The sequence below is a fragment of the uncultured Nocardioides sp. genome (genome assembly GCF_947489365.1).
In the GTDB taxonomy this organism is placed as follows: Bacteria; Actinomycetota; Actinomycetes; order Propionibacteriales; family Nocardioidaceae; genus Nocardioides.
Genome location: NZ_CANLDB010000001.1, coordinates 296,480 through 308,522, shown reverse-complemented (window position 1 = coordinate 308,522; position 12,043 = coordinate 296,480). Strand labels below are relative to the sequence as shown.

Genomic DNA, 12,043 nt, shown 5'->3' with positions numbered 1-12,043 from the left:
GGCCGGCTCAGATGCCGGTGGCCGAGAACGCGGCGTACGTCGGCGCGATGGTCGCGGCGGGCCCGACCTGGTCGGCGATCGCGTCGAGGGTCTTCAGGCCCATGCCGGTGTTGATGATGACGGTCTCGAGCTCGGTGTCGAGCTGGCCGGTCTCGACGAGCTTCTTGAGCACGGCCGTGGTCGTGCCGCCGGCGGTCTCGGTGAAGATCCCCTCGTGGCGGGCCAGCAGCAGGATGCCCGCGCGGATCTCGTCGTCGGTGACGTCCTCGACCGCACCGTTGGTGCGCTTGCACACGTCGAGCACGTAGACGGCGTCGGCCGGGTTGCCGATCGCCAGCGACTTCGCGATGGTGTCGGGCTTGACCGGGCGGACGACGTCCGTGCCGGCCTTGTAGGCCACTGACACCGGCGAGCAGCCGGTCGCCTGGGCGCCGAAGACGCGGTAGTCCTTGTCCTCGACGAGACCCAGGGTGATGAGCTCGCGGAAGGCCTTGTCGACCTTGGTCAGCTGGGAGCCGGACGCGACCGGGATGACGATCTGGTCGGGCAGGCGCCAGCCGAGCTGCTCGGCGATCTCGTAGCCCAGCGTCTTGGAGCCCTCGGCGTAGTAGGGCCGCACGTTGACGTTGACGAACGCCCAGCCCTCCTCCTCGCCGGCGATCTCGGAGGCGAGGCGGTTGACGTCGTCGTAGTTGCCGTCGACGGCGACGAGCGAGTCGGTGTAGACCGCCGAGTTGACCTGCTTGGGCTTCTCGAGGTCGCTGGGGATGAAGACGACGGTCTTCATGCCGGCGCGGGCACCCGCGGCGGCGACGGCGTTCGCCAGGTTGCCCGTCGAGGGGCAGGCGAAGACGGTCGAGCCGAACTCGCGGGCGGCGCTCAGCGCGCAGGCGACCACGCGGTCCTTGAAGGAGTTGGTGGGGTTGGTCGAGTCGTCCTTGACCCACAGGTTCGTGATGCCGAGCTCGGCGCCGAGGTTGTTCGCCTTCAGCAGGCGGGTGAAGCCCGGCTCGGTGTTGGGGCTGGTCTCGATGTCGTCCGGGACCGGCAGCAGCGCCTTGTAGCGCCAGATGTTCCGCGGGCCGGCCTCGATCTGCTCACGGGTGACCGCAGTGAAGTCGTAGGCCACCTCGAGGGGGCCGAAGCACTCCGGGCAGGCGTACTGGGGGCCGAGCTCGACCTCGTTGCCGCACTCGCGGCAGGCGAGACATCGGGCGGGCCCGAAGGCGCCCTCACGCAGGGTGGCGCCGGCCGGGGTGGCGGCGGACTCGGGGGCGTCGGTGATCTCGACGACGGGAGCGCTCATGGGGATCCTCCTCCTCATCTTCCCCGGGACGTCTCTCGCCGCGGGCCGGAATTGGCACCTCTCCGGCCTCCGTGCGCCTCTGGGCGGCGTGGATGGCGGTGGTTGCCGGGACGTCGACGGGCCGTTCCCTCAGTCCCTCGTGATGAGCAGCCCTCACGGTACGCAGCCCGTCGTACGCGACGCACATCGGGGTCCCGACATGTGGACGTTGCGTCCGAATCGTGAGACGGGCCCGCCCTGGCTGCCGAGTTCCCAGGGTGCCCTGTGATGTCGGCACCTACCGTGCGTAATTCGGCACGGGAGGTGCCGAGGTCACCACTCACCCCGGGAAGTCGGCCAGGCCGCCCCAGAGCGTCCCGCGCCCACCGAGCTGGGGGGAGCACCCGGTCAGAGACGCGCGGCGGAGGCGTCCGCGGTGAGGCTGCGGAGGAGGGCGATGACGCCGTCGGGGCCGTCGACGACCACGTCGGCCCGGGAGGTGAGCTCGGGGACGGCGGCGGTCTCGGAGGCGGACGCGACGAGCAGGGACGGCAGGGACGACCCGCGGGCCGAGGACTCGGCGCGGAGGTCGGTGATCGCGGAGAACGCCGCGACGTCGCCGAGGTCGTCGCCCGCGAAGAGCACGGCGGAGGCGCCGGTCTGCTCGAGGAGGTCGCGGACGGCGGCACCCTTGTCGGCGCCGGGGGCACGGACCTCCAGGACCTGGCGGCCCGGCTCGACGACCAGGCCGTGCTTGCGGGCGAGGACGGCGACGGGCCCGCGCAGGCGGTCGAGCGCGGCGTCGGGGTCGCTCAGGCGACGGGTGTGGACGCCGATGGCGAGCCCCTTGTCCTCGAGGAACGCGTCCGCGGCGTCGTGCTCGCGCAGGACGGCGGGCAGCTCGGCCTCGAAGGTCGCCAGCCCCTCCGGCGGGCGCGGCGAGGACACCCGGCGCACGGAGGAGTCCCAGCGCTCGTTGCCGTACTGGCCGCGCAGGTGCAGGGTCCGGCCGCGCTCCTCCATCGCTGCGCCGACCTCGTCCAGGCGGCCGAGCTCGATGGCCTGCCGGGCGGGCCGCCCGGTGACCACGGCGATCGACCGGCAGACCTCCGCGAGGTCGACGAGGGTCTGCTGCGCGTCCGGGTGGACGTGGGCCTCGCTGGGGTCCTCGACGATCGGGGCGAGGACGCCGTCGAAGTCGAGGCAGACCAGCAGGTCCTCGGCCGCGCGCACGACCCCGGCGTACTCCTGCTCACCGGCAGGGGTCACGAACTCCATGGTCCGAGCCTCCCACGGCACGACCGTGCACCGGCGGCGAACCCCGAGGCGGGACCGGCGGCCTGTGACTCAGGCGACGTCGCCGGTGAGGATCACCGTGAGGCGGTCGAAGCGCATGGGAGCCACCGCGGGCATGAGCCGGCTGATGCCGAGGTCACGGGCGAGGCTCTCCGCCTCGCGCTCGAGGCGCGGCGGGAAGTAGACGGTGGAGGACGGGATGGTGCCGACCCAGTTGTCGGAGCCCACGACCTGCCAGCCGGCCGCCGCCGCGGTCTCGGAGAACCCGGCCGCCAGACCGGTGATGCCGGAGTTGTTGTAGACCTCGACGAAGACCTCGCCGCGCTCCACCGGCTTCGGGGAGGGCTTCGGCTTCGGCGTGCGCGACGGCTGCTCCGTCGGGGACGGCGACGCGCTCGGGGTGCTGCTCGGGGTAGAGGTGACCACGCGTGCCTGGTCGGCCTCGTCGTCGCCCGAGGTGACCAGGAAGGCCAGGCCGGCCATCGCGACCGCCACGATGCTCAGCAGCACCAGGGGTGAGGGGAAGGCGACGCCGCGCTCGTCCCGCACGTGCCGGCCGCTCATCAGACGTCGAAGCCGAGGCGTCGGGCCGAGCGCTGCCGCTGGCGGGCCGACCGGAGACGACGCAGGCGACGGACGAGGAGCGGGTCCTCGGCGAGGGCGTCCGGGCTGTCGATCAGGGCGTTGAGCACCTGGTAGTAGCGCGTGGCGGACATGTCGAACGCCTCACGGACCGCCTGCTCCTTGGCCCCGGCGTACTTCCACCACTGGCGCTCGAACGCGAGGATGGCCTGGTCGCGCTCGGAGAGCCCGGGCCCCGGCTGGTCGGGGACGAGGTCGGTCGCGGCGGTCATGCGCAGCACTGTAACGCCTGAACCACACCGGTGTCGTTCGTCGTGCGGCGTGGCGGGTCGACACGCCGGATAGGGTCGCACCGTGGCCTTGAAGAACCGCTCGGCGGACCTCGTGATCGTGGCCAACCGCCTGCCCGTGGACCGGGTCGAGGAGTCGGACGGCACCAAGTCCTGGCGCCCCTCCCCCGGCGGGCTCGTGACGGCGCTCGAGCCCGTGATGAGGGCCAACGACGGCGCCTGGATCGGCTGGCCGGGAGGCACCGAGACGGGCATGAAGCCCTTCACCGCCAACGGGCTCTCGCTCGTCCCGGAGTCGCTGAGCGCCGAGGAGATCGAGGAGCACTACGAGGGCTTCTCCAACGGCACCCTGTGGCCGCTCTACCACGACCTGGTGGCCAAGCCGGAGTTCCACCGCGAGTGGTGGGAGTCGTACGTCCGGGTCAACCAGCGCTTCGCCGACCGCGCCGCGAAGATCGCCTCCGAGGGCGCCACCGTCTGGGTGCAGGACTACCAGATGCAGCTGGTCCCCCAGATGCTGCGCGAGGCCCGGCCCGACCTGCGGATCGGCTTCTACCTCCACATCCCCTTCCCGCCCGGCGAGCTGTTCCAGCAGCTGCCGTGGCGCCGCGAGATCCTCCAGGGGCTGCTCGGCGCCGACCTGATCGGCTTCCAGCTGCCCGGCGCGGCGCAGAACTTCGTGCGCCTCGTCCGTCAGCGGGTGGGCCACAAGACCCACCGCGACCTCGTCTACCTGCCCGACGGCCGCACCGTGAAGGCCGCCGCGTTCCCCATCTCCATCGACACCGCCGGCTTCGAGGAGCTCGCGGCGTCCGACCCGGTGGAGCAGCGCGCGAAGGAGATCCGCGAGGCGCTCGGCAACCCCGACAAGATCTTCCTCGGCATCGACCGCCTCGACTACACCAAGGGCATCTACGCCCGGCTGCGCGCCTTCTCCGAGCTGGTGCGCGACGAGCACCTGAAGGTCGGCGAGGCGGTCTTCGTGCAGGTCGCCACGCCGTCGCGGGAGCGGGTCGAGCAGTACCGCATCCTCCGCGACGACATCGACCGCCTCGTGGGTCGCATCAACGGCGACCTCGGCGAGATCGGCCGGCCGGTCATCTCCTACCTCCACTCCTCCTACCCCCGTGAGGAGATGGCGGCGCTCTACCGGGCCGCCGACGTGATGGTGGTGACGCCGTTCCGTGACGGCATGAACCTCGTCGCCAAGGAGTACGTCGCCTGCCGGCTCGAGGAGGACGGCGCCCTGGTGCTGTCCGAGTTCGCCGGCGCCGCCGACGAGCTGCGGCAGGCCTGGCTCGTGAACCCCTACGACATCAACGGCATGAAGTCCGCGCTGCGCGAGGCGAGCGACGCCGAACCCAAGGAGCTGAACCGACGCATGCGTGCGATGCGGAAGACCGTCAAGGAGCGCAACGTGACCCGGTGGGCGGACGGCTTCCTCGCGGAGCTGGCCGCCACCCGGCCGGAGCACGGCAAGACCGTGCGCCCCGTCGGCTCCTCCGGCGACGAGTGATGGCCCTCCCCGCGATCCCGGTCGTGCCCGACGCCCTGCAGCCCGACCAGGTGGTGTCCACCGTGGTCCGCGGCGCCGGCAACGTCGCCCACACCGTCCTGTACGGCGGCCTCGCCGACCTCCGGCCGATGCCCCGCACGCTGATCGACTCCGGCGAGCTGCGCGAGGTCCACCACTACCGGCCGATGGCCGTCCGGGAGTCCGGCGACCCGGTGCTGCTGGTGACCCCGCTCGCCGCGCCGAGCCTGTGCTGGGACCTGCGCCGGGGATGCTCGCTCGCCGAGCACCTCGTGACGACCGGCCGCCCGACGTACGTCGTGGAGTACGGCCAGATCTCCTTCCGCAACCGGTCGCTGGGCATCGAGCACTGGATCGACGAGGTCGTCCCCGCCGCCATCCGCGCGGCCTCCGCGCACGCGGGCGGACGCCCGGTGCACCTCGTCGGCTGGTCGCTGGGCGGGTTGTTCTCGCTCCTCGTCGCCGCCGACGCCCAGGACCTCCCGATCGCGTCGGTCAGCGTGCTGGCCACCCCCGTCGACACCCGCCTGGTCCCGATGGTCGCGCCCCTGCGGCCGCTGCTGAAGCTCGCGGGCGGCGGTGTCGTCGACCGTGCCTACCGCCTGCTCGGCGGCGCCCCCAAGCCGTTCGTGCGGTGGGCGTTCCAGATGACGTCGTTCCAGAAGTTCGTCACCAAGCCGGTCGCGATCGCCGCGCACCTCGACGACACCGAGTGGCTGGCCCAGATCGAGGCCGTCGACCACTTCACCGCGAACATGAACGCCTACCCGGGCCGCAGCTTCGGGCAGCTGTACCACCGCTTCGTCCGCTCCAACGAGCTCCGCCGGGGCACCCTCGAGCTCGGCGGCCGCACCCTCGACCTCGCCGACGTCACCGTCCCCGTGGCGGTGTACGCCGGCGCGAACGACGGCATCGCCCCCGTCGCCGCGGTCAAGGCGCTCGTCGGGCTGCTCCGCGGCGCCGAGACGGTCGAGTTCGAGATCGTCCCCGGCGGCCACCTCGGCATGCTCACCGGCCGCGCAGCCCGCGCGACGACCTGGCGCTCCCTCGACGACTGGTTCGAGCGGTTCAGCGGGCGGCAGGCGCCGGCGCGGAAGGCCGCGGCCAAGAAGGCCGCCACGAAGAAGACGGCGGCGAAGAAGACCGCCGCCAAGAAGACCGCCGCGAAGAAGACCGCCACCAAGAAGACGGCGGCGAAGAAGACGGCGACCACGAGAACGGCCGCGAAGAAGTCGGCGAGGTCGTCCACGAGGACCGCGGCGAAGAAGACCACCGCCACGAAGGCCCCGGCGAAGAAGACGGCGACCAAGAAGACCGCCGCGAAGAAGACCTCCGCCCGTGGATCCTCCGCGACGTCGGGCGACATCGGTTCCAACCCCACCCGACGCTACGGCTCCGACGCCTCCCGCCGACTCTCCGGCTGAGACCCACCCCGGGGATCCGGCCGGGGCGCGGCCGCGTCACGACCCCGTCCCTCGGTCGCGGCGGGTCAGGGCAGGCGGTCGAGGAGGTCGGCGACCTCGACGCGGGCGCCGGTGTAGAAGGGGATCTCCTCGCGGACGTGGCGGCGGGCGCCGGAGGCCCGGAGGTCACGCATGAGGTCGACGATGCGGGCGAGGTCGTCGGCCTCGAAGGCCAGCAGCCACTCGTAGTCGCCGAGGGCGAACGAGGAGACGGTGTTGGCGCGCACGTCCGGGTAGGGGCGCGCCATCTTGCCGTGCTCGGCGAGCAGGGCGCGTCGTTCCTCGTCGGGCAGCAGGTACCACTCGTACGACCGCACGAACGGGTAGACGCACAGGTGCCGCTTCGGCTCCTCGCCCGCGAGGAACGCGGGGACGTGCGACTTGTTGAACTCCGCGGGGCGGTGCAGCGCCATCTGCGACCAGACCGGGTCGAGGCGGGCGCCGAAGCCGGTGCGGCGGAAGCGGTGGTACGCCGCCTGGAGCTGCTCGGAGTCGGCGGCGTGCCACCAGACCATCACGTCCGCGTCGGCGCGCAGGCCGGAGACGTCGTACAGGCCGCGGACGGTCACGTCCTCCTCGGCCAGCCCCACGACCAGCTTCTCGACCTCGGCCGCCTCGCCGGCACGGTCGGCGCCGTCGCCGAGGACGTCGCGGAGCCGGAAGACCGACCACATCGTGTAGCGGGTGAGGGCGTTGAGCTCCTTCAGCCGGGCCGCGTTCGTCTGCTCGCTCATGGGTCCATTCTGCCGCGCAGGTCCTCGTGCAGCTCACCGGCCGCCCGGTGTGCGGAGCCGATCACGGCGGGGACGCCGACGCCGTCGTACGCCGCCCCGCAGACGACCAGGCCGGGCACGGCGGCGACCGCGGCGCGGACGCGGGCGACGCGGTCGAGGTGGCCGACGGCGTACTGCGGCAGGCCGCCACCCCAGCGCTGCACCACGGCGTCGACCGGGCGGGCCTCCAGGCCGGTGGCGTCGCGCAGGTCGGCCAGCGAGTCGGCGACCAGGTCGGCGTCGTCGCGCTGCAGGGTCGCCTCCTCCCCCTGCCGGCCCAGCGAGGTGCGGAGGTGGACGACGTCCTGCGCGGCGCCGGCCGCGCGGACGTGGTCCCACTTCGCGAAGGAGAACGTCGCGGCCTTGATGCGGCGGGCGTCGACGGGCGGGACGAGGAACCCCGCCGCGGAGCCGTCGTACGCCCCGAGCGCGGCGAGGTCCGGCGCCGCGAACGCCAGGGCGACGACCACCGTCGAAGCGGCCTCGACGCCGGCCAGCTCGGCGCTCGCGACCGGGGCGAGGTCCGCGAGCAGGCGCGCCGCGGCCGCCGGCGGGACCGCGAGGACGACGCCGTCGACCTCGAGCCGCTCGGGCGCGGTGGTCGGGCCGAGCGTGAGGGCGAGACCGTCGGGGGTCCGCTCGAGGGCGCGGACGGTGGTCGCGGTGCGCACCACCAGGTCGGCGGCCAGCGCGTCCACGAGCGAGGCCATCCCCCCGGGGAGGCCCGCGAACACCGGGACACCCGCACCCGCCGCGGCCACCGTGGCCCCGTGGGCGCCCTCGGTGACGAGCGGACCGCGGGCGGCGAGGTCGGCCAGGGCCGGGACCGTCGCCCGCAGCGACAGCCGGCGCGCGTGTCCTGCGTACACGCCCCCGAGGAGCGGCTCGACCAGACGGTCGACGACCTCGTCGCCGAACCGGGCGGCGACCAGGTCGCCGACGGCGACGTCCTCGCCGTCCCAGGGCTCGACCCGCTCCACGCGGGCGCGCTCGAGACCCGCGGGCGACAGGACGCCCGAGGCGGCGAGGTCGTGGACGTCGAGGGGCACGCCCATCAGCGACCGCGGCAGCGGCCGGAGCGCGCCACGGGTCCAGATGCGGGACGACGCCCGGGTGGGGTGGACGACCTCCAGCCCGAGGTCCGCGGCCAGCGCCGATCCCTCGGGCCTCCGGTGGAGCATCGCCTCGGTGCCGACGTCGACCGCGACGCCCGCCACCTCGGCCCGTCGGAGCTTCCCGCCGGGCCGGTCGGCCGCCTCGAGGACGGTCACGTCGTGGCCCGCCGCCCGCAGGTCCCGGGCGGCGACCAGCCCCCCGACCCCCGCTCCGACGACCGCGACCCTCACCCGCCCAGCCTGCCAGCCCTCGGAATCCGGCCCGGAGCGTGCCCGTGGCCCCCTACGCTCGGGGCCGTGGTCGCATCGGGGCGCGCTCGCCGTCGGGACGTGCCGTGAGCCGCCCGGTCGAGATCGGGCCGGTCCCCGTCACCGACGGTGCGCTGCTGCTGCGGGCCGCGCGGTACGCGGACTTCCCGCGCTGGCGGGAGGTGCGGCTGCGCAACCGGCGGGTCATGGAGCGGTACTGGCTCACCTCGCCCCTGAGCTGGGACGAGCGGCACACCGAGTGGCGGTGGGTCCAGGAGGTGACCGACGCGCGGCGCACCGCTCGCCTCGGGACCGGGCTCGCGTTCGTCATCGAGGTCGACGGCGAGCTCGTCGGCCAGGTGGGGCTGAGCGGCATCGACCGGGTGGCCGGCACCGCCGAGCTCGGGATCTGGGCCGACCTGCGGGTCGCCCGCCGCGACGTCGCCACCCTGGCGGCCTGCGCCGTCGTCGACCACGCCTTCGACCACCTGGGGCTGGAGGTCGTCACCGCGCCGGTGAGCACGAGGAACTTCTCCGTCGCGCTGGCCACCAGCCACATCGGCATGGTCGCGGAGGCCACCATGCGCGGCTACTCCCACGTGGGTGGGGTGTGGCAGGACCACGACCTGCTGTCCGTGCTCGCGACCGACCGGCCCGTCGACGGGTTCGTGGTCCGACGCCAGGCGTCCCGCGGCGAGGACGAGCCGCGGCCCGCCGGGACCCGGCCCGCGCGGTCGCCCGACCACCTCCCCGGCTCGCGGTCCAGCCGCGTCGCGCTGGCGCGCTACACCGCCAGCCGCGTGCGCGGGGACCTCCGCGGACGGGCCCCGCGCCGGGCACGGCCCGCGACGGTCACGACGACCGTCGACGGGGCGGCGGTGACGGCCGGGCTGCGACACCTCGATCGCGGGCGGTCCGCCGCCGAGGCGTACGTCGACGCGGACGTCGAGGCGGCGCGCTCCGCGGAGGCCGCCACGGCCGCGCTGCGGCAGGTGGTCGAGCACGCCACGGGGACCCTGGGCCTGCACCGCGTCAGCGCCGTCGCGGCGCCCGACGACGGCGTGCGGGCGGCGGCGTACGCCGCGGCGGGGCTGCGGCACGAGGGCACCCTGCGCTCCCGCCTGCGTCCCGACGGCACCCGCGGCGACCTCGACCTGTGGGCGCGGCTCGCGGACGACCCGACCCCCTGAGGAGGGGCGCCCGATCAGGCGGTGGCGGAGACCCCGGCGAAGCCGCTGCGGTGGAACACCAGCGGGAGCGAGGGGTCGGAGGCCTGCTCCACGGCGTGGAGCTGCAGCAGCACGATGGTGTGGTCGCCGGCCTCCACCTCGCGGTAGACGGTGCAGTCGAACCGGGCCAGACCCTCGTCGAGGAAGAGCGAGCCGTGGTCGCTGAGGGTGACCTCGACGCCGTCGAAGCGCTGCTCGACGGGACCGGCGAGCTGGCGGCACACGCCGCTGTGGTCCTCGGCGAGGACGGTCAGCCCCAGGTGCGAGGCGCGGCGCAGGACGGGCCAGGTCTTCGAGGTGTTGGCGACCGAGAACTGCACCAGCGGCGGCTCCAGGCTCACCGACGTGAACGACGAGGCGGCGAGGCCGGTGCGGACGCCGTCGACCTCCGCGGCCACCGCCACGACGCCCGAGGGGAAGACCCCGAAGGCCTCGCGGAGGCGGTCCGGGTCGAGGTCCTGGTTGGTGAAGAGCGGGGTGACGGTCATGCGCGTGCTCCTGTCGTCTCGGGGGAAGGGGTGACGGCACCGAGCAGCCGGTCGGTGGTGGGTCGGACGGTGTCCAGCCAGGTCGCGTACGACGCCGGGTCGTCGTACGCCGCGTCGTGGACCGCGAGGCCCTTGAGCACCGGGCCCGACGAGATCTCGGCGAGGACCGGCCGCAGCACGAGCTCGGGCGCGAGGGCGTGCTGCGGGGCGGCGACGAGCATGAGCGGGACGACGACCCCGGCGACCTGCCCGATCGCGAACCGGTCGAGGAACAGCTTCAGCAGCCCGGTGTAGGCCGTCTTGTACGTCGGGCTGGCCACGACGACCAGGTCGGCCGCGGCCACCTGCTCGACCAGGCCGGTGACCCGCTCGGAGGTCCAGTCGAGCAGCTCCGCGCCGAGGTCGGCGAGCTCGACCACGAGGTCGGGCCCGCGGCCGGTCAGGCCGGTGACGACCTGCTCGCCGGCGGCGCGGGTGCGCGACGCCGGGCGCGGGTTGCCGACGACGAGGACGGTCCGGGGCGTGGTCACGAGGCCGCCCGCGGGCCGTCGGCCCCGGCGAAGGGCACCGCGGCGTTGCGGTGGCGCTCGGGCCGGACGTCCTTCCAGCGGCCGCGCTCGGCCAGGATCGGCAGCACACCCTCGCCGAACCAGTACGCCCCCTCGAGGTGCGGGTAGGCCGACAGGACGAACTCGGAGATGCCGAGGTCGGCGTACTCCTCGATGCGGTCCGCGACCTCGGTGTGGCTGCCGACCAGCGCGGTGCCCGCCCCGCCGCGGACCAGGCCGACGCCGGCCCAGACGTTGGGGTGGATCTCGAGGGAGTGGACGTCGTTGCCCTTGGCGCCCTGGTTGAGCTCCAGCATGCGCCGCTGGCCCTCGGACTCGCTGCGCTTGAGGCCCGACTGGACCTTCTCGATCATCGCCGGGTCGATGGCGTCGAGCAGGCGCTGCGCCTCGGCCCACGCCTCCTCCGAGGTGTCGCGCGTGATGGTGTGCATCCGGATGCCGAAACGGACCTCGCGGCCCTCCTCGGCGGCCAGGCCCCGGATCCACTCGATCTTCTTCGCGACGGCCTCCGGCGGCTCGCCCCAGGTCAGGTAGACGTCGGCGTGCTTCGCCGCCACGCGGCCGGCGGCCGGGGAGGACCCGCCGAAGTAGATCTCCGGCAGCGGGTCCGGGATCTGCTCGAGGCGGGCGCTCTCGACCTGCAGGTGCTCGCCGTCGTGGTCGACGACCTCGCCGGCCCAGAGCCTGCGCACGATGGAGAGGAACTCGTCGCAGCGGGCGTAGCGGCCTTCCTTGTCGAGGAAGTCGCCGAACATCCGCTGCTCGTGGCTCTCGCCGCCGGTGACGACGTTGAGCAGCAGCCGGCCGCGGGTGAGGTTCTGGAACGTGCCGGCCATCTGCGCGGCGACGTACGGCGAGACGAGCCCGGGGCGGAACGCGACGAGGAACTTCAGCCGCTCCGAGGTCTGCGACAGCATCGCCGTCGACAGCCAGGCGTCCTCGCACCACGCGCCGGTGGGGGTCAGTGCGGCCTCGAAGCCGTTGTCCTCCGCGGCTCGCGCCACCTGGGTCAGGTAGGCCACGTCACCGGGACGCCCGGCGGCGCCGGGGTTCACCCCGTGGCCGCCGCCGACGACGTGGCGGCCGTCGCCGCCGTTGGTGGGCAGGAACCAGTGGAACTTCAGGCTCATCTCTCTCCTCGTGGATGCGTGCTGCCGGACCGTGCCGGCG

Annotated in this window: 12 protein-coding genes and 1 riboswitch; of the genes, 3 read left to right on the top strand and 9 right to left on the bottom strand. The window is 73.8% G+C overall.

Annotation, left to right across the window (positions count from 1 at the left end):
* Positions 1 to 7: 7 nt before the first annotated feature.
* The 4 genes from thrC to Q0858_RS01465 form a co-directional block, all read right to left on the bottom strand.
* Positions 8 to 1,306, bottom strand: coding sequence for a threonine synthase (gene thrC / locus Q0858_RS01480; RefSeq protein ID WP_299050310.1), 1,299 nt, complete (start codon positions 1,304 to 1,306; stop codon positions 8 to 10).
* A gap of 11 nt (positions 1,307 to 1,317) precedes the next feature.
* A riboswitch (SAM riboswitch) is annotated at positions 1,318 to 1,455 on the bottom strand.
* 238 nt (positions 1,456 to 1,693) lie between these two features.
* Complete coding sequence (otsB, locus tag Q0858_RS01475; protein WP_299050308.1) at positions 1,694 to 2,563, bottom strand: trehalose-phosphatase; 870 nt, start codon at positions 2,561 to 2,563, stop codon at positions 1,694 to 1,696.
* 69 nt (positions 2,564 to 2,632) lie between these two features.
* Positions 2,633 to 3,145: a LytR C-terminal domain-containing protein gene (locus Q0858_RS01470; protein ID WP_299050306.1), complete on the bottom strand. Its 513-nt coding sequence runs from the start codon at positions 3,143 to 3,145 to the stop codon at positions 2,633 to 2,635.
* Entirely contained in the window at positions 3,145 to 3,435 is a 291-nt protein-coding gene (locus Q0858_RS01465) for a DUF3263 domain-containing protein (RefSeq protein WP_299050303.1), read from the bottom strand. Before Q0858_RS01465 ends, Q0858_RS01470 begins: the two co-directional genes overlap by 1 nt.
* Positions 3,436 to 3,517: 82 nt before the next feature.
* On the opposite strand from Q0858_RS01465, the gene Q0858_RS01460 reads away from it, so the two are divergent.
* Both Q0858_RS01460 and Q0858_RS01455 read left to right on the top strand, forming a co-directional pair.
* The gene (locus tag Q0858_RS01460; RefSeq protein ID WP_299050300.1) at positions 3,518 to 4,969 is read left to right on the top strand and encodes a trehalose-6-phosphate synthase; all 1,452 of its coding nucleotides are present in this window, start codon (positions 3,518 to 3,520) and stop codon (positions 4,967 to 4,969) included.
* The gene (locus tag Q0858_RS01455; protein ID WP_299050299.1) at positions 4,969 to 6,411 is read left to right on the top strand and encodes an alpha/beta fold hydrolase; all 1,443 of its coding nucleotides are present in this window, start codon (positions 4,969 to 4,971) and stop codon (positions 6,409 to 6,411) included. The genes Q0858_RS01460 and Q0858_RS01455 overlap by 1 nt, the downstream gene beginning before the upstream one ends.
* Before the next feature lie 65 nt (positions 6,412 to 6,476).
* Here Q0858_RS01455 and hemQ read toward each other — a convergent pair whose 3' ends face one another.
* Positions 6,477 to 7,184 carry a hydrogen peroxide-dependent heme synthase gene (gene hemQ, locus Q0858_RS01450; protein WP_299050297.1) on the bottom strand — a complete coding sequence of 236 codons (708 nt, stop codon included), beginning with the start codon at positions 7,182 to 7,184 and terminating at the stop codon, positions 6,477 to 6,479.
* Positions 7,181 to 8,569, bottom strand: a complete 1,389-nt coding sequence (gene hemG, locus Q0858_RS01445) for a protoporphyrinogen oxidase (RefSeq protein WP_299050295.1) — start codon at positions 8,567 to 8,569, stop codon at positions 7,181 to 7,183. The genes hemQ and hemG overlap by 4 nt, the downstream gene beginning before the upstream one ends.
* A gap of 104 nt (positions 8,570 to 8,673) precedes the next feature.
* Between hemG and Q0858_RS01440 the strand changes: the two genes are divergently transcribed.
* Positions 8,674 to 9,777, top strand: a complete 1,104-nt coding sequence (locus Q0858_RS01440) for a GNAT family protein (RefSeq protein WP_299050294.1) — start codon at positions 8,674 to 8,676, stop codon at positions 9,775 to 9,777.
* A 14-nt stretch (positions 9,778 to 9,791) separates the two neighbouring features.
* Here Q0858_RS01440 and Q0858_RS01435 read toward each other — a convergent pair whose 3' ends face one another.
* Genes Q0858_RS01435 through Q0858_RS01425 form a run of 3 tightly spaced genes read right to left on the bottom strand, consistent with a single transcriptional unit; the run spans position 9,792 to position 12,003 of the window.
* Positions 9,792 to 10,304, bottom strand: coding sequence for a flavin reductase family protein (locus Q0858_RS01435; protein WP_299050291.1), 513 nt, complete (start codon positions 10,302 to 10,304; stop codon positions 9,792 to 9,794).
* Positions 10,301 to 10,834: an NAD(P)H-dependent oxidoreductase gene (locus Q0858_RS01430; protein WP_299050288.1), complete on the bottom strand. Its 534-nt coding sequence runs from the start codon at positions 10,832 to 10,834 to the stop codon at positions 10,301 to 10,303. Before Q0858_RS01430 ends, Q0858_RS01435 begins: the two co-directional genes overlap by 4 nt.
* Positions 10,831 to 12,003 (bottom strand): LLM class flavin-dependent oxidoreductase, encoded by a 1,173-nt coding sequence (locus Q0858_RS01425; protein WP_299050287.1) that lies wholly within the window; start codon positions 12,001 to 12,003, stop codon positions 10,831 to 10,833. The genes Q0858_RS01430 and Q0858_RS01425 overlap by 4 nt, the downstream gene beginning before the upstream one ends.
* Positions 12,004 to 12,043 lie beyond the last annotated feature (40 nt).